Genomic DNA, 20,858 nt, shown 5'->3' with positions numbered 1-20,858 from the left:
GCGGTGCTGTCGGGGCGGGGAGGCGCGGCGGGCGGGCCGCGGGGCCGATGCTCTTCCGCAGTGCGGAACAGAGTTTCGCCCGCGGCGAACACGATCTTTTCCGATGGCCGCGGCCGGTCCGTGGTATTACCCGCTGGTAAGTAAAATGCGACGAAGGGCCCGGTGCCCCGCGGCACCGGACCCTTCGGGAGCACGACCGGTCAGCCGGCCGCGACGTCCTCGGCGTACCGCACCAGGGTGCGCACCGCGCTCGCGGTGCCGCCCTTGGGGGTGTAGCCGAACGGGCCGGCCTCGTTGAACGCCGGGCCCGCGATGTCCAGGTGCGCCCAGTCGATGCCCTCGGCCACGAACTCCTTGAGGAACAGGCCGGCCACCAGGCCGCCGCCCATCCGCTCGCCCATGTTGGCGAGGTCGGCGATGGTCGACTCCACCATGCCCTTGCGCAGGTCGGCCGGGAGCGGCATCGGCCAGGACTGCTCGCCGACCGCCTCCGCGGTCTCGTGCAGCCTGGTGCGCAGCGCGTCGTCGTTGGCCATCACGCCGAAGGTGCGGTTGCCGAGCGCCAGCACCATCGCGCCGGTCAGGGTGGCGACGTCCACGATGACGTCCGGGTTCTCCTCGCCGGCCCGCACGATCGCGTCGGCGAGCACCAGGCGGCCCTCGGCGTCGGTGTTCAGGACCTCGACGGTCTTGCCGCCGTACATCCGCAGCACGTCGCCGGGGCGGGTCGCCGAGCCGGACGGCATGTTCTCGGCCAGCGCCAGCCAGGCGGTGACGTTGACCTGCAGGCCCAGACGCTTGGCGGCGACCACGGCGGCGAACACCGCGGCGGCGCCGGCCATGTCGCACTTCATGGTCTCGTTGTGGCCGGCCGGCTTCAGCGAGATGCCGCCCGAGTCGTAGGTGATGCCCTTGCCGACGAACGCCAGCGAGGCCTTCGCCTTCGGGTGGGTGTAGGCCACCTTCACCAGCCGGGGCGGGTTGGCGGAGCCGACGCCGACGCCCAGGATGCCGCCGAAGCCGCCCTTCAGCAGCGCCTTCTCGTCCAGCACCTCGACCTTGAGGCCGTGCTCCTTGCCGGCCGCCTGCGCGATCGCCGCGAACGACTTCGGGTTGAGGTCGTTCGGGGCGGTGTTGACCAGGTCGCGGGCCCGGTTCATCTCCTCGCCCAGCGCGGTGGCGCGCTCGACCGCGGCCTTGGCCTCCTTGCCGCCCTTGCGGGTGGTCACCACGGTCAGCTCGCCGACCGGGGCCTTGCCGCCCTCGCCCTTGTACGCGCCGAACGCGTACGCGCCGAGCAGACCGCCCAGCGCGACGGCCTCGACCTGCTCGGCGGAGTCCGCGGGCAGCGCAAGCGCGGCCTTCTTCACGCCTGCCAGGGTGCGCGCCGCGACGCCGGCGGCCCGGCGCAGCGCCTCGGCCGCCCAGCCGTTCTCCGCGGCCTCGCCGAGACCCACGGCGAGCACGAGCGGGGCCTTCAGACCTGCCGCGGCGGGGACCTTGACCGCCTCACCCTCGGCGCCGGTGGCGCCCAGGGTGGCGAGGACCTCCGCCAGCGTGCCGTCGAACGCCTCGGCCACCGCCTCGGCGCCGGGGGCGAGCAGCAGGCCCTTGGGGCCCTTCGCCACGCCGATCACCACGGCGTCCGCGCGCAGGCTTGCGGCGGAGGAGGTGCTCACAGACAGTGCAGTCACGTCAATGCGTCCTGTTCTTTCGCGGTCCACGGCCGGTACGGCTCGGGGTGCCCCACCGGCATAACCCCGGCGTACTCCGCGGGGAAACGGGGCGCAGGGCTACGGTGCTCCAGGCATGGTAGTCCGCATAGTGGGATTGCGCGGCTCCGGCCCCGGGCACCGCGGCGGTGCCGCACCGTCACCGCCCGTCCCCGCCGGGCCGGTCCGCGCAGGTCGGCCGGGTGGGCGCGGAGATGATCGGCCGTCAGCGAACGGCCCGGGCGGGCCGGTTCAGCGCGGGACGATCAGTGCCACGGCGACCAGGGTGCCGGTCGCCGCGGTCTCCGCCATCGCGCCCAGCACGTCCCCGGTGATCCCGTCGAAGCGCCGGACGCAGCGGCGCAGCAGCAGCCCCGCGCAGAGCAGCCCGGCCACGAGGGCGGCCGGGTACGCCGCGGCCCGGGCGCCCCAGGGCAGGCCGGCCAGGCCCAGCAGCACCGCCGACCCGGCCGACACCGCCACCGCTCCGAGGCCGGGGACGGTGCCGGCGACCATCGCGCCGAGCCCGCCCGGCCGGGCGGCCGGAACCCCGGCCCGGCAGCCCCAGGCCAGGGCGCAGCGCGCGGTCACCGCGCAGGCCAGCACGGCCAGCGCGCCGCGTCCGGGGAGCGGTCGAACTGTCCGGCCAGCGCGGCGCACTGGGCGAGCAGCGCCAGGACGAGGGTGAGCACGCCGAACGGCCCGATGTCGGACTGCTTCATGATCCGTAGCGCGTCCTCGGCCGGCTTGCCGCTGCCCAGCCCGTCGGCCACGTCGGCCAGTCCGTCCAGGTGGAGTCCGCGGGTGAGGGCGGCCAGCACCGCCACCGCGGTCACGGCCGCGAGCAGCCCGCCGCCGCGGGCGGCCACCAGCGCGCCCGCGCCGGCCGCGGCCGCCCCGAGCACCAGCCCGACCAGCGGCGCAGCCAGCATGGCCCGCCCGGCGGTCGGCCGGTCCCAGCGTTCGACGTGCACCCGCAGGACGGACAGCGTCCCGAAGGCGAACCGCAGCCCGGGCAGGCGTCCCCGGAACACCTCAGCCCAGGCCCAGCAGCTCCGCCGCACTCGGCAGCCTGGCCGGCGGCGGGGGCTCGACCGGGGCGGCGGCCGGGACGGCGGACGGCTCGGCGAGCGCGTCCGAGGCGGCCTGGACGAGCGGCAGCGCCAGCAGCGCACCGACCCCGCCGCCGGCCCGGACGCCGATCTGCTGGAGCGGGGTCAGGGTCAGCCGGTCGTACGCCTTGGCCTGGGCGGGCTCGCCGCTGTCCTGGCCGGCCCGCCACCACTCCGGGGCGCGGAAGGCGACCCGCTGCGCGACCAGCGCGCACGCGGCGGACACCACGCCGTCCAGCACCACGGGCAGCCGGCGGACGGCGGCCTGCAGCAGGAAGCCGGTGATCGCGGCGAAGTCGGCGCCGCCGGTTGCGGCGAGCAGGGCGAGCTGGTCGCCGAGCACGGGCCTGGCGCGGCGCAGGGCGTCCCGCACGGTCGCGCACTTGACCATCCACACCCGGTCGTCGATGCCGGAGCCGCGGCCGGTGACGGCCGCCGCGTCGGTGCCGCACAGCGCGCCGACCAGGACGGCGGCGACGGTGGTCGAGCCGGCCCCGAGGTCGCCGAGCAGCACCAGGTCGGTGCCGAGGTCGGCCTCCTCGTCGGCGACGGCCATGCCGGCGCGGAAGGCCCGGACGGCCTCGTCGGCGGTCAGCGCGTCCTCGACGTCGATCCGGCCGGAGCCGCGCCGCACCCGGTGCCGCGAGACCTCCTCGGGGAACTCCAGGGGGTCGGCGTCGACCGCGATGTCCACCACCCGCACGGCCGCGCCGTAGCGGCGGGCCAGCACGGCGACCGGGGCGGTGCCGTCGAGGACGGCGTGCACCCGGCGGACGGTGCTCGCCGCCGGGGTGCTGCCCAGGCCCGCGATCGGGCTGGGGACGGGCTCGGAGGCCGGGTCGGGGCGGGAGACGCCGAGCGCGGCGACCCCGTGGTCGCCGGCGAACAGCAGCACCTTCGCGGCGGTCACCGGCCGCGCGGGTGCGGTGCCCTGCACGGACGCCAGCCAGGCGCCGAGCTCCTCCAGCGCGCCGAGTCCGCCCGGCGGCAGGTCGAGCTGCTGCCGGTGTTCCTCGGCGGCTCGGCGGGCGCTCTCGTCGGGGCGCTCGACCAGCGAGGAGAAGGTATCGAGATCCACGGTCGTGTCCATCGCTCGGAAGGCTACACGGCGGCGGCTTTGATGGTCAGCACCTGTCCGGCGACCACCAGCAGGACCTGCTCGGAGGCCTCGGCGACGGCCATGTTCAGCCGTCCGAGGGTGTCCCGGAAGCGCCGCCCGGAGGCGGTGGCGGGCACCACGCCCATGCCGACCTCGTTGGAGACCGCGACGAGCTGCCGTCCGCTCGCCCGCCAGGCGGCGGCGAGGGCGTCGCAGCGGGCCTGCACGGCCCGCTCGCCGCCGCCGAGCCAGGTGTCGTCGTCCCAGGCGCCGCACGCGTCCATGACGGAGGTGAGCCAGAGCGCCAGGCAGTCGACCAGCACCGGGGCGGTGTCCGCCCGGTCGGCGAGCACCGCCTCCAGGTCGCAGGTCTCCGCCGTCCGCCAGCTGCCGGGCCGCCGCTCGCGGTGCAGCCGGACGCGGTCCGCCCACTCCGGGTCGCCGTCGCGGGTGCCGCCGGTCGCGACGTACAGGACGTCGTCGAAGGACCCGAGCAGCTGCTCGGCCCGGGTGGACTTGCCGGAGCGGGCGCCGCCGAGGATCAGGGTGCGGGGGAGTGCCATGCGGGCCATCCTGCCCCAGGCCGATCGGCGGTTCAGGCTTGGGGAGCCGCCGGGCGGGCACGCTAGTGTGCGCACGACAGCGAGGTCACGGAGCGGGAGGAGTCCGGCACATGGTGTGGACGTGGCGGTTGGAGCGGGAGGACGGCACCCAGGTCGAGCAGCCCGGCGGCCGGGAGGAGTTCCCCGGCCAGGGGGACGCGGAGTCGTGGATCGGCGAGAGCTGGAAGCAGCTGCTGGCGGACGGGGCGGACCGCGCGGTCCTGCTCGACGACGACCGTGAGATCTACACGATGAGCCTGCACGCCGAGTAGGTCCGGACGGAGCGGGGCTACTTCGCCCCGACGACGTGGAGCAGCGCCGCGACCTGCCGGTACGGATCCCGGCGGCCGGCCTGCTCCTCGGCGTCCAGCAGCTGGGCCAGCTGGCGTCCGTCCACCGGGACCGCCCCGTCCGCGGCGGCGTCGGTGAAGACCCGTACGCCGTACCAGGTGCGCATCGGCACCGACAGCCCGGAGAGGGTGGTGGCGAGGTCCGCGAGGCGTTCGGCCCGGGCCGGGACGCCGTACCGGTCGGTGTAGCGGCGGGTGTCGAAGGACGCCAGCGCGGTGCGCCAGTCGCCGCCCAGGGCGGGCCGCATGGCCAGCGCCTCGGCGTTGCGCACCAGTAGGAGAGCACCCCGCCGACGTCCAGCACCCGGGCCAGCGAGGCCAGCAGGGCGTCAGGGTCGGGCAGGTACTGCAGGACGCCGTGGCAGAGCACGGCGTCGAAGGAGCGCGGCTCGAACCAGCGCCCGCAGGCGTGGCCGTCGCCGCCGAGCAGCCGGATCCGCTGCCGCACCTCGGCCGGTTCGGCCGCGACGGCGGCCTGGGCGGCGCCCAGGGTGACCGGATCGGGGTCGACGCCGGTGACCAGGTGCCCGGCCCGGGCCAGGCGCACCGTCTGGGTGGCTGGGCCGCAGCCGACGTCCAGCACCCGCAGGGCCGTCCGTCCGGCCAGCTGCTCGGCGAGCTGCCGGGTGACCAGTTCGTCGCGGACGAGCCGGTGCAGGCCCCCTGCCGCTCGGGCCACGGTCCGGCGGCGTGCCGTCCGCCGCCGCGGGCCGGCAGCCGGTCGTGGTCGCCCGCGCCCTGCCAGGGGAGCGCGTAGAGCCCCGGGCCCTCCGGCTGCACCGGCTGGGCCCAGGGCGGCGGGACCGGCTCCGCGGTCAGGGTCGCTCGCCCCGCTTCACCTGCGGCTTGGGCAGCCGCAGCCGGCGCATCTGCAGGGTGCGCATCAGCGCGTAGGGGACGGCCCCGCGGGTGTTGTCGTTCGGGAAGCGCACCCGCAGCGCCTTGCGCAGGCCGAGGCCGAAGCGGGCGAAGTCGAGGATCACCAGCACGAAGAAGACCAGGAACAGCAGGGTCGACAGCAGCTGGAGCGAGGGCACCTTGAGGATGCTGAGCACCAGCACGACCACCGCGTACGGCAGGAAGAACTCGGCCAGCGACCAGCGGGAGTCCACGTAGTCGCGGGCGAAGCGCCGCACCGGGCCCTTGTCGCGGGCCGGCAGGTAGCGCTCGTCGCCCTCGAGCAGCGCGGTGCGCTGCTTCTCGCGGGCGGCGCGCAGCCGGTCGCGGGACTGGCGGGAGGCCTCCTTGCGGTCCTTGGGGACGGTCACCCGGGTGCGCCGGTTGGCCTCGGCCTCGCTGCGCTTGGGGGTGGGCCGGCCCTTCTTGGCCTGGGGGTCACGGGTCTTCTCGTCCTCCTTGGTCAGCAGGACCGTGGCGGAGGAGGAGGCTTCATCTGAGCGGCGTCGGAACACACTCCCAGCGTACGTGGTGGCCGGGGGCTTTCCGCAGTGCCGTCGGCACCGAACAGATATCGATGGTCCGGCGGGTCCGCCGGACGGCGTGTCCCCGTACGGGAGGCGCCCACCGGGACGGATCATGGTCTCAGGGTCGGATCCACCCCAGGAACGATGCCGGACAGTGTGCCGCTGTAGCAGTCTTGTTGCAGCTCGTGCACTGCGGCGACCAGCTCGCTGCACATACACTCAACGTGTTACGAGACGGAATCCGCAGGCCCGTAGAAGGGGGCACCCGAGGCCCATGAGCGACGGAATCATGAAGCGTATGGGGCTGATCTTCCGCTCCAAGGCGAACAAGGCCCTGGACCGTGCGGAGGACCCGCGAGAGACGCTCGACTACTCCTACCAGAAGCAGCTGGAGCTGCTGCAGAAGGTACGCAGGGGTGTCGCCGACGTGGCCACCTCCCGCAAGCGCCTGGAACTCCAGCTGACCCAGCTCCAGCAGCAGTCCTCCAAGTACGAGGAGCAGGGCCGCAAGGCCCTCGCGCTCGGCCGCGAGGACCTCGCCCGCGAGGCGCTGACCCGCAAGTCCAACCTGCAGTCCCAGATCACCGACCTGGAGACGCAGTACCAGCAGCTCCAGGCCGAGGAGGAGAAGCTCACGCTCGCCTCCCAGCGCCTGCAGGCCAAGGTGGACGCCTTCCGTACCAAGAAGGAGACCATCAAGGCCACCTACACCGCCGCCCAGGCGCAGACCCGGATCGCGGAGTCCTTCTCCGGCATCTCGGAGGAGATGGGCGACGTCGGCCTGGCCATCCAGCGGGCCGAGGACAAGACCGCGCAGATGCAGGCCCGGGCCGGGGCGATCGACGAGCTGCTCGCCTCCGGCGCGCTCGACGACTCCAGCGGCCTCGGCCGCAAGGACGACATCGAGGCCGAGCTGGAGCGCGTGGCCGGGGGCAGCGACGTCGAGCTGGAGCTCGCCCGGATGAAGGCCGAGCTGACCGGCGGTACCCCGCAGTCGGCGCCGCAGGCGATCGAGCAGGGCCAGCAGGACTCGCCGAAGATCAACTACAACAAGTAACCCGGACAGGGAGACGCGTCGGCATGATCATGAGGGTCATGGGTGAGGGGCAGTTCCAGGTCGGCGACGCCCACCTGAACCGGCTCAACGAGCTCGACGACGAGCTCCTCAAGGCACTGGACTCGGGGGACGACGGGAGGTTCCGGGCCGCCCTCGAAGGCCTGCTCGGCGCGGTCAAGGAGTTCGGCACGCCGCTGCCGGACGACTCCCTGGAGCCCTCCGACCTGATCCTCCCGGACTGCGAGGCGACGATCGACGAAGTCCGCGAGATGCTGCGGACGGAGGGCGACGGCCTCATCCCCGGCCTGCCGGAGTAGGCGCGCGACGCGTCGAGGGCGGGCATCCCGTACGGGATGCCCGCCCTCGGGCGTTCGTGCGGCCCGGCTGCCCGGGGCGGCCGCTACGGCAGCGCCAGCATCCGGTCCAGCGCGGCCTTCGCGTACTTCTCGGTCTCCGGGTCGACGGTGATCACGTTCGGCACCCGGCCCTCGACCAGCGACTCCAGCGCCCAGACCAGGTGCGGCAGGTCGATGCGGTTCATCGTCGAGCAGAAGCAGACCGTGCGGTCGAGGAAGACGATCTCCTTGTCCGGGTGGGCCTTGGCGAGGCGGCGCACCAGGTTCAGCTCCGTGCCGATCGCCCACTTCGAACCGGGCTCGGCCGCGTCCAGCGCCTTGATGATGTACTCCGTCGAGCCGACCAGGTCGGCCGCGGTGACGACCTCGTGCCGGCACTCGGGGTGCACCAGCACGGTGACGCCGGGGATCCGCTCGCGGACCTCGTTCACCGACTCCGCGGTGAAGCGGCCGTGCACCGAGCAGTGGCCGCGCCACAGGATCATCTTCGCGTTCCGCAGCTCCTCGGCGGTCAGGCCGCCGTTCGGCTTGTGCGGGTTGTAGAGCACGCACTCGTCGAGCGTGATGCCCATCTCCAGCACGGCGGTGTTGCGGCCGAGGTGCTGGTCCGGCAGGAACAGCACCTTCTGCCCCTGCTCGAAGGCCCAGTCCAGCGCCCGCTTCGCGTTGGAGGAGGTGCAGATGGTGCCGCCGTGCCGGCCGGTGAAGGCCTTGATGTCGGCGGAGGAGTTCATGTACGCGACCGGCACGGTCGCGTCGGCGACGCCCGCCTCGGTGAGCACGTCCCAGCACTCGGCGACCTGCTCCGCGGTGGCCATGTCGGCCATCGAGCAGCCGGCGGCGAGGTCGGGCAGCACGACCTGCTGGGCGGCGGAGGTCAGGATGTCCGCCGACTCCGCCATGAAGTGCACGCCGCAGAAGACGATGAACTCGGCCTCCGGGCGGGCCGCGGCGTCCCGGGCCAGCTTGAAGGAGTCGCCGGTGACGTCGGCGAACTCGATGACCTCGTCGCGCTGGTAGTGGTGGCCGAGGATGAACACCCGGTCGCCCAGGGCTGCCTTGGCGGCGCGGGCCCGCGCCACCAGGTCCGGGTCGGACGCGGCGGGCAGGTCCCCGGGGCACTCGACGCCGCGCTCGCTGTTCGGGTCGGCCTCGCGCCCGAGCAGCAGCAGCGCCAGGGGCGACGGGGTGGGGTCGACGCCGTAGGTCTCGGTGGTCGTGGTCACGGGCGGGTGCCCTCCTGTGAGGCCGATCTCGTGCGGCCCCTGCCGGTCGGCGGCTTCGCCGGGGCCTTCTCGTCTATCTGACACTATCTATGATAACCCGTTAGCGTCAGGTTGACGATGTCCGTCCTGTCGATGTGACGAGAACCGCTCGCCGGATCGGCGCCTTCCCGGCGTGGCCGAATCGATATCACCCGCCGATCGCGTTGGCTTGCCCCATGAAAGCCATCGTCATCAGGGAGTACGGCGGCCCCGAGGTCGTCGAGTACACCGAGGTGCCCGACCCGAAGGTCGGCCCCGACTCCGTGCTCGTCCGGGTCCGCGCTGCCGGCGTCAACCCCGTCGACTGGCAGGTCCGCGAGGGCCGGCTCGACGGCATGCTCGACGTCCGCTTCCCGCTCGTCATGGGCTGGGACCTGGCCGGCGAGGTCCAGGCCGTCGGCGGCGCCGTCACCGAGTTCGCCCCCGGCGACGAGGTCATCGGCCTCGTCCGCCGGGACTCCGTCGAACACGGCACCTACGCCGAACTGGTCGCCGCCCCCGTCCGCACCCTCGCCCGCAAGCCCGCCGCGCTCGACTGGGCCCAGGCCGGCGGCCTCCCGCTCGCCGGGCTCACCGCCTACCAGGCCCTGCGCGCCCTCGACCCCGCCGAGGGGGAGACCCTGCTCGTGCACGCCGCCGCGGGCGGCGTCGGGAGCCTCGCCGTCCAGCTCGCGGTCGCCCGCGGCGCCCGGGTGATCGGCACCGCGGGGAGCGCAACCACGCCTGGCTGCGCACCCTCGGCGCCGAACCGGTCGCCCACGGCCCCGGGCTGGCCGACCGCGTCCGCGCCCTCGCCCCCGACGGCGTGCACGCCGCGCTCGACCTGGTCGGCGGCGACGCGGTCGAGACCTCCGTGCAGCTGGTCGCCGACCCCGCCCGGATCGCCTCCGTCGTCGACTTCGCCGTCACCGCCCGCGGCGGCCGCTACATCTGGGCGCGCCCCGACGCCGCCGACCTCGCGGCGCTGGCCGGCCTCGCCGACCGCGGCCTGCTCACCGTCCCGGTCGCCTCCACCTTCCCGCTCGCCCAGGCCGCCTCCGCCCAGGCGTTGAACGCCGAGGGAAGAACACGAGGCAAGATCGTGCTGCTGGTGGGCTGAGATCGACCGGCACGCGAGAATGGGGCGGTGCGCCCGTCCCACCCCCGACGCCGCACCGCCCGACGGACGACAACCCAGTGGAGCAGCACGATGAGCACGCACCGAGCGCCCGACCAGGGCGGCGCGGCGCTGGACGAGACCGACCGCCTGCTGCTGGAGCACCTCAGCAAGGACGGCCGGGCCTCGTACGCCGAGATCGGGCTGCTCGCCAACCTCTCCGCCACCGCCGTCCGCCGCCGCATCGACCGGCTGCGGGCCCGCGGCGTCGTCCGCGGCTTCACCGTGGTGCTCGACCCCGCCCTGCTGGACTGGCACACCGAGGCCTTCGTCGAGGTGTACTGCCGCGAGCGCACCAGCCCCGAGGAACTGCTCGCCAGCCTGCGCAAGTTCCCGGAGGTCGCCGCCGCCTGGACGGTCACCGGCGACCCGGACGCCCTGGTGCACCTGCGGGCCACCGACACCCGCCACCTGGAGGCCGTCATCGAGCGGATCCGCAAGGAGCCCGGGGTCCAGCGCAGCCGCAGCTCCGTGGTGCTCTCCCGGCTGATCGGCTGACCGTCCGCCGCCGCCCGGCCCGCCACGCAGGAAACCTGCGCCGACCCCCGCGAAGACGCCCGAAACCTGCTCGCGCGGCCCCGTTCCGACGCGCGCCGGATCGGCGCCGCTGCCTACGCTGAACGTGCCCGGTACGCCCCGTACGCCCCACCGGTACCGGCCTTCACGCCCGCAGCCCGAACGAGAGGGACCCCGGTGTCCGCAGCCCCCGACCGCATGCACAAGCCCGACAACCAGCTGGTCGAGCTCGTCTTCGACTACATGCGCGAGCGGCTGCAGTACGACCCCGTCCCGCTCGACCACCCCGGCGACGGCGAGCACCTGCGCGGCCGGCTGGCCGGCCTGCTGAACGAGCACGGCAACGCCCCCGCCGACGTGCTCAAGCTCTACGACCACGAGCTGTCCCGGGCCGTCATCTCGGCCGACAGCCCGCGCTACCTCTCCTTCATCCCCTGCGCCCCCACCAAGGCCGCGCTGCTCTTCGACATGGTGGTCTCCTGCGCCTCGCTGCAGGGCATCTCCTGGCTGGAGGCGGCCGGCGCGATCGCCGCCGAGAACCAGGTCCTGCGGCTGATAGCGGACCGCGCGGGCCTGCCGCAGAGCGCGGGCGGCACCTTCGTCTCCGGTGGCTCGGCCGGCAACCTCTCCGCGCTGGTCGTCGCCCGCGACACCGCCCGCCGCAGGCTCGGCGTCGGCCCGGAGACCCGGCTGCGGATCGCCGTCGCCGACCAGGTGCACTCCTCGGTCAAGAACACCTTCAACATCATCGGCGTCGAGGCGTTCAAGGTCCCGACCGTCGACCGCCGCTTCACCGGCGAGGCCCTGCGCGCCGCACTCGCCGCCGACCCGAACCCGGAGACCGTCATCGCGGTCGTCGGCACGGCCGGCACCACCAACGAGGGCATCGTCGACGACCTCCAGGGCCTCTCCGAGGTCACCCGCGAGCGCGGTCTGTGGTTCCACGTCGACGGCGCGTACGGCGGCGCCGGACTGTTCGCCCCCTCGGTGCGCGAGCGCTACAACGGCATCGAGCACGCCGACTCGTTCGTCGTCGACCCGCACAAGTGGCTGTTCGCCCCGTTCGACTGCGCCGCGCTGATCTACCGCAACCCGCAGCTCGCCCGCGCCGTGCACACCCAGGACGCGTCCTACCTGGACGTCCTGCACACCGAGGGCGACGAGTGGAACCCCACCGACTACGCCTACCACCTCACCCGGCGCGCCCGCGGCCTGCCGCTGTGGTTCTCGCTCGCGGTGCACGGCACCCAGGCGTACACCGACGCCATCGAGACCGGCCTCACGCTCGCCCGGGACACCGCCCAGGTCATCCGCGACACCGAGCACCTGGAACTGCTGCACGACCCGCAGCTGTCCGCGGTCTGCTTCCGCCGCACCGGCTGGACCAACGACGACTACTACCGCTGGTCGCAGCAGCTGCTGGCCGACCAGATCGGCTTCGTCACGCCCACCGGCTGGGACGGCGAGACGGTCGCCCGGTTCGCTTTCCTGCACCCCGGCACCACCATGGAGATGGTCCACGAGATCCTCGCCACGATGGCCTGACCGGCCGCCTGCCCGCCCGGCCCCCGGGCCTCCCTCACAGGAAGCCCGGGTGCGGGACGTACGGCGCCGGCGGACGCATCCCGCGCACCGCCAGGTAGCCGCGCGTCCCCAGCGCCAGGCCGACCTCCAGGCCGACGTCCACCGCCCACTCCTGCTCGGCGGTGAGGAACTCCACCAGGGCCTCCTCGCCGTCGGGCACCCGGGCCAGCGCCTCCCGCAGCAGCCGGGCCGCGATCCGCTTGGACGTCGCCGCCAGCAGCTTCACCTCGCCGCCCGTCCGGTAGCAGTAGCCGCTGCCCGCGAGCGAGTCCACGATCAGCAGTTCGTCGCAGTGCGCCAGCAGGAAGGCGTGGTCCGGCCCGTGCGCCGCCCCGCGCAGCCGGCGGTCCACCGAGTCCAGCAGGTGGAACTGGGCCGCGCCGCCCGGATGGACCGGGATGTCGCCCGGATCGAGCAGCCCGGCCCGGTCCACCCGGCCGGTCAGCCGCATCGTCGGGTGCAGGGTGAACCCCGCCTGCCGGTAGCGCCGGGCGGCCGCCGGCGACGGCGAGGCGCACAGCATGCCGCGCAGGCAGCCGCGCCCGTGCGCGGCCGCCCGCTCCAGCAGCAGCCGGCCCACCCCGCGGCCCTGCAGCCCGGGCTCGACCGCGAACAGCGCGAGGATCCAGACGCCCTCGCGGCGCATCGACAGCGCCGCCCCGACCACCCGGCCGCCGTCCTCGGCCAGCCAGCAGCCCTCCGGGTCCGTCCGCGCCAGGTGCCTTGTCCGGGCCAGGCGGGCGACCGCGTGCGGACCGCCCCCGGCGGGGGCGGCGGGTGCAGGGGCTCCCCGACGGACGTCGCGAGAGCCCGGAACGCCGCCCTGGAGACCTCGTGCACCGCCTCGGCGTCCGCCGCGGTGTCCTGGACCTGACGGATGATCACGCCGTCCATCCTGGCCCGGGACGGTCCCGGCCGTCACCGGAATCGGGAACATCGGACGCCGACCATGCCCCGCCGGTGTGCGAGCATGGGTGGAGCAGGGGAACGGGCGGTGGTGAAATCGCCCCCGGGACCCACCACCGACCGGAAATGAATCCGGGAGGCCGCTGGTTTGCACTGGCGGCACACAGTCGTCACAGACCGGGAGTAAGCATGACCGTCCAGGACGAGACCACCGTCGAGAGTGGCATCCTCCTCACCGATGCCGCCGCAGGCAAGGTCAAGGGCCTGCTCGAGCAGGAAGGCCGCGACGACCTCGCGCTGCGCGTCGCCGTGCAGCCCGGCGGCTGCTCCGGCCTGCGCTACCAGCTGTTCTTCGACGAGCGCTCGCTGGACGGCGACGTCGTCAAGGACTTCGGCGGCGTCAAGGTCGTCACCGACCGCATGAGCGCCCCGTACCTCGGCGGCGCCACCGTCGACTTCGTCGACACCATCGAGAAGCAGGGCTTCACGATCGACAACCCCAACGCGACGGGCTCCTGCGCCTGCGGCGACTCGTTCAGCTAGGACGTACGGCGGAGGGCGGCCCCGGGGATCCCCGCGGCCGCCCTCCGGCGTTCCCGGTCAGCGGCGCTGCCGGCCCGGCCTCAGCGCGGACCGCCCGGCATGTCACCCGTCACCCCGAGCGTCGTCCCCGAGCCCAGGTCGACCACCTTGCGGCCGTCCAGCGGCCTGGCCAGCTGGGTGGAGACCGACTCCTGCTTCACCAGCTGCGGGCACGCCTTGCCCGGCCCCGCCGGCTTGGTGATCACGACCTGGACCCGGACCTGCCCGGTCACCGACTCGTCCGCCCGCAGCCCGTACTGGTCGCACACCCCGCCGAAGAAGTACACGGTCAGGTGGGTGCCGTCCTGCAGCGAGTAGCCGGTCGCCGGCATCCGGCGCGCCGTCGGCGCGGGCTCACCCACGGCTATCCCGGGGCCGGTCGGCGAGCCCGGCTCGGGGCTCGCCGTCGGGGAGGCGGACGGGCTCGGCGAGCCCGGCGACGCCGGTGCCGACGCACTGGCACTGGGGGACGGGCCGCCCGACGGTGCGCCGTCCGCCGCGGGGAGGCCGTGGGCCCGCACGCGGCCACCGCGCCGGCGGCGACCACCAGCCCGGCGAAGCCGACGGCCCGGCGCCGGAACACGGTCCTGAACGGTACGACTGCGGTCCTTGCGTCCATGGTGCGACTTCCTCCCGAGGGTTCAGCGCCGCCACCGGTGGCGGCGCTGCGTCCCTTGGACGTGGCGCGGAGGAATCCGGTTCCCGCCGGGCTCAGCCGCCGTACTCGGCCATCGCGGCCACCAGCCGCTGCGCTCCCGAGGGCACCGACACCCCGGCGGGCGCGGCCGCGGCCGGCTGCGGACCGGCGGCGATCAGCGGCCAGAACCGGCCGAGCCGGCGCGAGGAGCTGACCAGCGCGTCGAGGGTGTCCGGGTCGGCGTCGCCCACCAGGTGGCTCGGGATCCGGACGGAGGGCTGCAAGGGCATCATCGGTTCATCGCTCCGATCACCGGCCGCGGCGGCGTCGCCGCGGCGCCTGGGCGGGCCCGGCACACCGGCCCCGTGTCTGCGACCCTAGGCCGCCGGGAGGGCCCCACCAGGGCTACCGCGGGGTAGTACCTGTTCGGGTCGGGCCCGTCCCGACCGGCCCGGGCCTGTACCGTGGGTGGGTCCACCGCCGCTTCCGGCCGCCATCAGGCCACCCGAGGAGACCTCCGTGCGTATCGCCGTCGCCGGCTCGATCGCCACCGACCACCTGACGACCTTCCCGGGCCGCTTCGCCGACCAGCTGGTCGCCGAGCAGCTGCACACCGTCTCGCTCTCGTTCCTGGTCGACACCCTCGACATCCGCCGCGGCGGCGTCGCCCCGAACATCGCCTTCGGCATGGGCGTCCTCGGCCTGCGGCCGATCCTGGTCGGCGCGGCCGGCGCCGACTTCGACGAGTACCGCAGCTGGCTGGAGCGCAACGGCGTGGACGCCGCCTCGGTGCACATCTCCGAGACCCGGCACACCGCCCGCTTCATGTGCACCACCGACCTGGACCACAACCAGATCGCGTCCTTCTACACCGGCGCCATGGCCGAGGCCCGCAACATCGAGCTCAAGCCGATCGCCGACCGGGTCGGCGGCCTGGACCTCGTCCTCATCGGCGCCGACGACCCGCAGGCGATGGTCCGGCACACCCAGGAGTGCCGCACCCGCGGCTACGCCTTCGCCGCCGACCCCTCCCAGCAGCTCGCCCGCCTGGAGGGCGACGACATCCGCGAGATCGTCGACGGCGCCGCGTACCTCTTCACCAACGAGTACGAGGCCGCCCTCATCGAGTCCAAGACCGGCTGGGCCGCCGAGGAGCTGCTGGAGCGCGTCGGCACCCGGGTCACCACGCTCGGTGCCAAGGGCGTGCGGATCGAGCGCAAGGGCGAGCCCGCGATCACCGTCGGCTGCCCCGCCGAGGAGCGCAAGGCCGACCCGACCGGCGTCGGCGACGGCTTCCGCGCCGGCTTCCTCGCCGGCCTGTCCTGGGACCTCGGCCTGGAGCGCGCCGCCCAGCTGGGCTGCATGCTCGCCACCCTGGTGATCGAGACCGTCGGCACCCAGGAGTACGAGCTGCGCCGCGGCCACTTCTGCGACCGGTTCGCGGCCGCCTACGGCGAGGAGGCCGCGGCCGAGGTCCGCGCCAAGCTCAGCTGACCCGGCGCACCAGGTAGGCGGTGCCCCGGTCGTGCCCGTACGCGGCGGCCGGGGCCTCGCCCAGGTACTCCTGCTCGCGCATCCCGCACCAGGCGGGGATGTCGAGCCGGGCCGCCTCGTCGTCGGCCAGCACGGCGACCGTCCCGCCCGGCGCCACCTCGCCGATCCGCCGGGCCAGCTCGATCACCGGCAGCGGGCACCGCTTGCCGAGCGCGTCGACGACCAGGGCCGGCACCTCGTCCGGGGCGGCCGGCTCCGCCGCCGCGGGTGCCCGCAGGTCGAGCCCGAGCGGCGCCCGCACCCCCGCGACCAGCTCCGGCAGCACGGTCAGGAACCGCGTCACGTCGGCCTCGTCCGTGCCGTACGGCAGCGAGACCCGGACGTTGCCCTCGGTCAGCACCCCCATCGCCGCCAGCACATGGCTCGGCGTCAGGGTGGAGGAGGTGCACGAGGAGCCGGAGGAGACCGCGAAGCCGGCCCGGTCGAGCTCGCCGAGCAGCACCTCGCCGTCCACGTAGAGGCAGGAGAAGGTGACCAGGTGCGGCAGCCGGTGCACCGGGTCGCCGACCACCTCCACCTCGGGCACCAGTTGCGGCACGGTGGCGCGGATCCGCTCCACCAGGGCGTGCAGCCGGGCGTTCTCCTGCTCGGCCTCGGCCCGGACGGCCCGCAGCGAGGCCGCGGCCGCCACGATCGCCGGCACGTTGACGTACCCGGGCACCCGGCCGCGCTCGCGTTCGTCGGCGGGCAGCGGCGAGGCGTACCGCACGCCCTTGCGGACGGCGAGCACGCCGACCCCGGCCGGCCCGCCCCACTTGTGCGCGGAGGCGGTCAGCAGCGACCAGCCGCCGGGCACCGGCAGCCGCCCGGCGCTCTGCGCGGCGTCCACCAGCAGCGGGATGCCGACACTGCCGCACAGGTCGGCGACCTCCGCCACCGGCTGCACGGTGCCCACTTCGTGATTGGCGGTCTGCAGCACGGCGAGCGCGGTGCCGTCCCCGAACCGCTCGGCGAACCGGGTGGGCTTCACCCGGCCGAGCCGGTCGACCGGCACGACCGACACCTCGCCGCCGGCGGCCTCGTGCTGTTCGGCGACGTGCAGCACGCTGGAGTGCTCGACCGCCGAATGGACGAGGTGCCCGCCGCGCCGCCGGTTGCCCTTGAGCGCGCCGAGCATGCCGAGCTGCACCGCCTGGGTGCCGCTGGCGGTGAACGCGATCTCGTCGGCCCGGGCGCCGAGGACCTCGGCGACCGTCTCGCGAGCCGCGTCCAGCAGCATCCGGGCCTGCCGCCCCGAGCGGTACAGCCGGGCCGGGTCGGCCCAGCCCTCGTCGAGCGCCGCGGTCAGCGCCTGTCGGGCGACGGGGTGCAGGGGTGCGGTGGAGGCCACATCGAAGTACGACACGCTCCCACGCTATCCCCGTACCGTGCCGAGCCCGGCGAGTCGTCCGATTTCGCCGTATTCGTCCGTCCCGACGATCCGTCACCCGCGTGTCGTAGTGAGGTCCCCCGATCGGGCGTGCGACCCTCGAATGCCTGGCATGACCTGCGGCGAAGTCCCCACCGGGGCTGATCGGGTAGCCGGGCGGCGCGTTAGCGGGGGCTGCTCGTGAGTGGCGCATAAGGATGGAGTAGCGTTTGGCCCGCATAAGCATTCAAACCGTGCCCGTGGCCGGGTCGCCGGGGAGGCGTAGAGCACTCCCGGGGGTGACGCGATCGCGGGCGAGACTTCGGGAAGGCGCTACGTGAGTCCCAACGGCTCCGACCGCTCGCCGCGGCGCACGATGCGGCGGAAGCTGCCTCAGGCGCTGGCACTGGGCCTCGTCATCGCGACCGCCACCGGCTGCTCGGCCAACGACCTCCCCAGGCTTGGCCTCCCCACCCCCGTCACCACGGGAGGCCCGCTGGTCCTCCACATGTGGCAGGGCTCGTGGATCGCGGCGCTGGCAGTGGGCGCACTGATGTGGGGTCTGATCCTCTGGAGCGTGATCTTCCACCGGCGTAGCCGCACCAAGGTGGAGGTCCCGGCTCAGACCCGGTACAACGTGCCCATCGAGGCGCTGTACACCGCGGTCCCCCTCGTCATCGTCTCGGTCCTCTTCTACTTCGTCGCCCGCGACGAGGCCAAGCTGACCGCCGTCAGCGCGAAGCCGCAGCACGTGGTCAACGTGGTCGGCTTCCAGTGGAGCTGGGCGTTCAACTACGAGAACACCGAGAAGCCGGACCCGGCGAGCAGCACCGCCGCCTACGAGGTCGGCACCACGGCGAACCCGCCGACGCTGTACCTGCCGATCAACGAGTCGGTGGAGTTCGTCCTCACCTCGAACGACGTCATCCACGACTTCTGGCCCGTCAACTTCATGATGAAGATGGACGTCGTGCCGGGCGTGGTGAACAAGTTCCAGGTCACCCCGACCGCCTTCGGCACCTTTGCCGGCAAGTGCGCCGAGCTCTGCGGACAGGACCACTCCCGGATGCTCTTCAACGTCAAGGTCGTGACGCACGACGAGTACGAGCAGCACCTCAAGGAGCTGCGCGCCAAGGGCCAGTCCGGCGCCGTGCCTTCCGGCATCATTCCGAGCACGGGAAGTGAAGAGAAGTGACCATCCTCAACGAGCCCGCCGCGGCCGGCGGGGGCGCCGGGGCCGTCACGGTCGGCAGCAGTGCCCGCCGGGCCAAGCGGGGCAGCCAGATCATCAAGTGGTTGACCACCACCGACCACAAGACGATCGGCACCATGTACCTGGCGACGTCGTTCGCCTTCTTCCTGATCGGTGGCATCCTCGCCCTGGTCATGCGCGCCGAGCTGGCCCGTCCGGGGACGCAGATCCTCTCGAACGAGCAGTTCAACCAGGCGTTCACCATGCACGGCACGATCATGCTGCTGATGTTCGCCACCCCGCTCTTCGCGGGCTTCGCGAACTGGATCATGCCGCTCCAGATCGGCGCTCCCGACGTGGCGTTCCCGCGTCTGAACATGTTCGCCTACTGGCTGTACCTGTTCGGCTCGGTCATCGCGGTGTGCGGCTTCCTCACCCCGCAGGGCGCCGCCGACTTCGGCTGGTTCGCCTACTCGCCGCTCTCCGACGCCGTCCGCTCGCCGGGCGTCGGCGCCGACATGTGGATCATGGGTCTGGCCCTCTCCGGCTTCGGCACGATCCTCGGTGCGGTCAACTTCATCACCACCATCATCTGCATGCGCGCGCCCGGCATGACGATGTTCCGGATGTCGATCTTCGTCTGGAACGTCCTGCTGACCGCCGTGCTGGTCCTGCTGGCCTTCCCGGTGCTGGCCGCCGCGCTGCTCGCCCTGGAGGCGGACCGCAAGTTCGGCGCCCACGTCTTCGACCCCGCCAACGGCGGAGCGATGCTGTGGCAGCACCTGTTCTGGTTCTTCGGCCATCCCGAGGTCTACATCATCGCGCTGCCGTTCTTCGGCATCGTGTCGGAGATCATCCCGGTCTTCAGCCGCAAGCCGATGTTCGGCTACTCCGGCCTCATCGCGGCCACCATCGCGATCGCCGGTCTGTCCGTGACGGTGTGGGCGCACCACATGTACGTCACCGGCCAGGTGCTGCTGCCGTTCTTCTCCTTCATGACCTTCCTGATCGCCGTCCCGACCGGTGTGAAGTTCTTCAACTGGGTCGGCACCATGTGGAAGGGCTCGCTCAGCTTCGAGACCCCGATGCTGTGGACGGTCGGCTTCCTGGTCACCTTCCTCTTCGGTGGCCTCACCGGCGTGCTGCTGGCCTCCCCGCCGATCGACTTCCACGTCTCCGACTCGTACTTCGTCGTCGCCCACTTCCACTACGTGGTCTTCGGCACCGTCGTCTTCGCGATGTTCGCCGGCTTCCACTTCTGGTGGCCGAAGATGACCGGCAAGATGCTCGACGAGCGGCTCGGCAAGATCACCTTCTGGACGCTGTTCTTCGGCTTCCACGCCACCTTCCTCGTCCAGCACTGGCTCGGCGCCGAGGGCATGCCCCGCCGCTACGCCGACTACCTGGCCTCGGACGGCTTCACCACCCTGAACACCGTCTCCACCATCGGCTCCTTCGTGCTCGGCCTGTCGATCCTGCCGTTCCTCTACAACGTCTGGAAGACCGCCAAGTACGGCGAGAAGGTCGAGGTCGACGACCCGTGGGGCTACGGCCGCTCGCTGGAGTGGGCGACCTCCTGCCCGCCGCCGCGGCACAACTTCCTCACCCTGCCGCGCATCCGCTCCGAATCCCCGGCGTTCGACCTCCACTACCCGGAGATCGCCGCCCTGGACTACCTGGAGAACCACGGCGAGCAGGCGAAGCACTTCGAGGGCGTCACGCCCGCGCAGTACGACCGTCCGTCGCTGGGCAAGTCCAAGAAGGAGGGCGACGCCTGATGAAGGAACAGGGCAAGATCTTCGGCGGGTTCGCCGTCTTCATCCTGATCATGGCCGTCGTGTACGGCCTGTGGACGACGCACAGCAGCCACGGCACGGAGGCGGCCGGCACCACGGCCCTCTTCCTGGCCTTCGGCCTGTGCGCCTTCATCGGGTACTACCTCGCATTCACCGCCCGCCGGGTGGACAGCGGCGCGGGTGACAACCCCGAGGCCGAGGTCGCCGACGACGCCGGCGAGGTGGGCTTCTTCGCCCCGCACAGCTGGCAGCCGCTCGCGCTCGCCGTCGGCGGCGCGATCGCCTTCCTCGGTGTGATCTTCGGCTGGTGGCTGCTCTGGTGGGGCCTGCCGATCATCCTCATCGGCCTGTACGGCTGGGTCTTCGAGTTCTACCGCGGCGAGGACCAGAACCAGTAGGTTCCGGACCACCGCAGCCGAGGCCGGGGCTCCCGCAAGGGGGCCCCGGCCTCGTCGTGTCACCCGCCCGGCCCTGCCGCCGCCGACGATGACCTTCCGTGAGCGGCCCCGGGCGCTCACCCGGCCGGTCCAACCGGCGGCCCTCCCGGCGTGCCGACGCGTCCCCGCCGTTCCTAGGCTCTGGTACATCGTCGGGAGATCCCGGAGGCACC

General features: G+C 73.3%; 19 protein-coding genes and 4 pseudogenes. 11 read left to right on the top strand and 12 right to left on the bottom strand.

The window, feature by feature from the left end; all coding sequences use genetic code 11:
- Nucleotides 1-200: 200 nt before the first annotated feature.
- The 4 genes and pseudogenes from ABEB13_RS13145 to cobU form a co-directional block, all read right to left on the bottom strand.
- Nucleotides 201-1,694 (bottom strand): leucyl aminopeptidase, encoded by a 1,494-nt coding sequence (locus tag ABEB13_RS13145; RefSeq protein WP_345705653.1) that lies wholly within the window; start codon nucleotides 1,692-1,694, stop codon nucleotides 201-203.
- Between the two features lie 270 nt (nucleotides 1,695-1,964).
- Nucleotides 1,965-2,776: pseudogene (locus ABEB13_RS13140) on the bottom strand (adenosylcobinamide-GDP ribazoletransferase).
- Entirely contained in the window at nucleotides 2,748-3,914 is a 1,167-nt protein-coding gene (locus ABEB13_RS13135) for a nicotinate-nucleotide--dimethylbenzimidazole phosphoribosyltransferase (protein ID WP_345705652.1), read from the bottom strand. The pseudogene ABEB13_RS13140 and the gene ABEB13_RS13135 overlap by 29 nt, the downstream one beginning before the upstream one ends.
- Before the next feature lie 11 nt (nucleotides 3,915-3,925).
- Nucleotides 3,926-4,474: pseudogene (gene cobU / locus ABEB13_RS13130) on the bottom strand (bifunctional adenosylcobinamide kinase/adenosylcobinamide-phosphate guanylyltransferase); the annotation flags it as partial.
- Nucleotides 4,475-4,596: 122 nt separating this feature from the next.
- On the opposite strand from cobU, the gene ABEB13_RS13125 reads away from it, so the two are divergent.
- Nucleotides 4,597-4,797 carry a hypothetical protein gene (locus ABEB13_RS13125; RefSeq protein WP_100890592.1) on the top strand — a complete coding sequence of 67 codons (201 nt, stop codon included), beginning with the start codon at nucleotides 4,597-4,599 and terminating at the stop codon, nucleotides 4,795-4,797.
- A 17-nt stretch (nucleotides 4,798-4,814) separates the two neighbouring features.
- Here the strand turns inward: ABEB13_RS13125 and ABEB13_RS13120 are convergent, their stop codons facing one another.
- The 3 genes and pseudogenes from ABEB13_RS13120 to ABEB13_RS13110 form a co-directional block, all read right to left on the bottom strand.
- On the bottom strand, nucleotides 4,815-5,147 hold the full coding sequence (locus tag ABEB13_RS13120; RefSeq protein ID WP_345705651.1) for a hypothetical protein: 333 nt from the start codon (nucleotides 5,145-5,147) through the stop codon (nucleotides 4,815-4,817).
- A 62-nt stretch (nucleotides 5,148-5,209) separates the two neighbouring features.
- Nucleotides 5,210-5,554, bottom strand: a pseudogene (locus ABEB13_RS13115) (class I SAM-dependent methyltransferase); the annotation flags it as partial.
- A 136-nt stretch (nucleotides 5,555-5,690) separates the two neighbouring features.
- Nucleotides 5,691-6,287, bottom strand: coding sequence for a DUF3043 domain-containing protein (locus tag ABEB13_RS13110; RefSeq protein WP_345705650.1), 597 nt, complete (start codon nucleotides 6,285-6,287; stop codon nucleotides 5,691-5,693).
- Nucleotides 6,288-6,573: 286 nt separating this feature from the next.
- On the opposite strand from ABEB13_RS13110, the gene ABEB13_RS13105 reads away from it, so the two are divergent.
- Nucleotides 6,574-7,356, top strand: a complete 783-nt coding sequence (locus ABEB13_RS13105) for a PspA/IM30 family protein (protein ID WP_100890594.1) — start codon at nucleotides 6,574-6,576, stop codon at nucleotides 7,354-7,356.
- A gap of 23 nt (nucleotides 7,357-7,379) precedes the next feature.
- Nucleotides 7,380-7,673, top strand: coding sequence for a PspA-associated protein PspAA (gene pspAA, locus ABEB13_RS13100; protein WP_100890595.1), 294 nt, complete (start codon nucleotides 7,380-7,382; stop codon nucleotides 7,671-7,673).
- An 83-nt stretch (nucleotides 7,674-7,756) separates the two neighbouring features.
- On the opposite strand, the gene nadA is transcribed toward pspAA, so the two are convergent.
- On the bottom strand, nucleotides 7,757-8,938 hold the full coding sequence (gene nadA / locus ABEB13_RS13095; RefSeq protein WP_345705649.1) for a quinolinate synthase NadA: 1,182 nt from the start codon (nucleotides 8,936-8,938) through the stop codon (nucleotides 7,757-7,759).
- Between the two features lie 215 nt (nucleotides 8,939-9,153).
- On the opposite strand from nadA, the pseudogene ABEB13_RS13090 reads away from it, so the two are divergent.
- The 3 genes and pseudogenes from ABEB13_RS13090 to ABEB13_RS13080 all read left to right on the top strand — a co-directional run bounded on the left by ABEB13_RS13090 (nucleotide 9,154) and on the right by ABEB13_RS13080 (nucleotide 12,194).
- Nucleotides 9,154-10,076: pseudogene (locus ABEB13_RS13090) on the top strand (NADP-dependent oxidoreductase).
- Nucleotides 10,077-10,166: 90 nt separating this feature from the next.
- Entirely contained in the window at nucleotides 10,167-10,631 is a 465-nt protein-coding gene (locus tag ABEB13_RS13085; RefSeq protein ID WP_100890597.1) for an Lrp/AsnC family transcriptional regulator, read from the top strand.
- Nucleotides 10,632-10,826: 195 nt separating this feature from the next.
- Nucleotides 10,827-12,194 carry a pyridoxal phosphate-dependent decarboxylase family protein gene (locus ABEB13_RS13080; RefSeq protein WP_345705648.1) on the top strand — a complete coding sequence of 456 codons (1,368 nt, stop codon included), beginning with the start codon at nucleotides 10,827-10,829 and terminating at the stop codon, nucleotides 12,192-12,194.
- Between the two features lie 34 nt (nucleotides 12,195-12,228).
- Here ABEB13_RS13080 and ABEB13_RS13075 read toward each other — a convergent pair whose 3' ends face one another.
- Entirely contained in the window at nucleotides 12,229-13,170 is a 942-nt protein-coding gene (locus ABEB13_RS13075; RefSeq protein WP_345705647.1) for a GNAT family N-acetyltransferase, read from the bottom strand.
- Between the two features lie 158 nt (nucleotides 13,171-13,328).
- Between ABEB13_RS13075 and ABEB13_RS13070 the strand changes: the two genes are divergently transcribed.
- Nucleotides 13,329-13,682, top strand: a complete 354-nt coding sequence (locus ABEB13_RS13070; RefSeq protein ID WP_100890599.1) for a HesB/IscA family protein — start codon at nucleotides 13,329-13,331, stop codon at nucleotides 13,680-13,682.
- Nucleotides 13,683-13,762: 80 nt separating this feature from the next.
- On the opposite strand, the gene ABEB13_RS13065 is transcribed toward ABEB13_RS13070, so the two are convergent.
- On the bottom strand, nucleotides 13,763-14,083 hold the full coding sequence (locus ABEB13_RS13065; RefSeq protein WP_345705646.1) for a hypothetical protein: 321 nt from the start codon (nucleotides 14,081-14,083) through the stop codon (nucleotides 13,763-13,765).
- A 349-nt stretch (nucleotides 14,084-14,432) separates the two neighbouring features.
- On the bottom strand, nucleotides 14,433-14,651 hold the full coding sequence (locus tag ABEB13_RS13060; RefSeq protein ID WP_345705645.1) for a hypothetical protein: 219 nt from the start codon (nucleotides 14,649-14,651) through the stop codon (nucleotides 14,433-14,435).
- A 226-nt stretch (nucleotides 14,652-14,877) separates the two neighbouring features.
- On the opposite strand from ABEB13_RS13060, the gene ABEB13_RS13055 reads away from it, so the two are divergent.
- Nucleotides 14,878-15,852 (top strand): carbohydrate kinase family protein, encoded by a 975-nt coding sequence (locus ABEB13_RS13055; protein ID WP_100890602.1) that lies wholly within the window; start codon nucleotides 14,878-14,880, stop codon nucleotides 15,850-15,852.
- On the opposite strand, the gene ABEB13_RS13050 is transcribed toward ABEB13_RS13055, so the two are convergent.
- The gene (locus ABEB13_RS13050) at nucleotides 15,845-17,257 is read right to left on the bottom strand and encodes a cysteine desulfurase/sulfurtransferase TusA family protein (protein WP_345705644.1); all 1,413 of its coding nucleotides are present in this window, start codon (nucleotides 17,255-17,257) and stop codon (nucleotides 15,845-15,847) included. The two genes, ABEB13_RS13055 and ABEB13_RS13050, sit on opposite strands and share 8 nt — an antisense overlap.
- A 340-nt stretch (nucleotides 17,258-17,597) precedes the next feature.
- Here ABEB13_RS13050 and ctaC point away from each other — a divergent pair, with 340 nt between their 5' ends.
- The 3 genes from ctaC to ABEB13_RS13035 are packed head-to-tail and all read left to right on the top strand — an operon-like array spanning nucleotide 17,598 to nucleotide 20,646.
- Nucleotides 17,598-18,455: an aa3-type cytochrome oxidase subunit II gene (ctaC, locus tag ABEB13_RS13045; RefSeq protein WP_345705643.1), complete on the top strand. Its 858-nt coding sequence runs from the start codon at nucleotides 17,598-17,600 to the stop codon at nucleotides 18,453-18,455.
- A complete protein-coding gene (gene ctaD, locus ABEB13_RS13040) occupies nucleotides 18,452-20,230 on the top strand; it encodes an aa3-type cytochrome oxidase subunit I (RefSeq protein WP_345705642.1) in 1,779 nt (592 codons plus the stop codon). The genes ctaC and ctaD overlap by 4 nt, the downstream gene beginning before the upstream one ends.
- A complete protein-coding gene (locus ABEB13_RS13035; protein ID WP_345705641.1) occupies nucleotides 20,230-20,646 on the top strand; it encodes a cytochrome c oxidase subunit 4 in 417 nt (138 codons plus the stop codon). The genes ctaD and ABEB13_RS13035 overlap by 1 nt, the downstream gene beginning before the upstream one ends.
- The last annotated feature ends 212 nt before the right edge of the window (nucleotides 20,647-20,858 follow it).

Origin of the sequence: Kitasatospora paranensis (genome assembly GCF_039544005.1) — a bacterium.
Taxonomy (GTDB): Bacteria; Actinomycetota; Actinomycetes; order Streptomycetales; family Streptomycetaceae; genus Kitasatospora; species Kitasatospora paranensis.
This window is presented reverse-complemented; position numbering and strand designations above follow the sequence as displayed.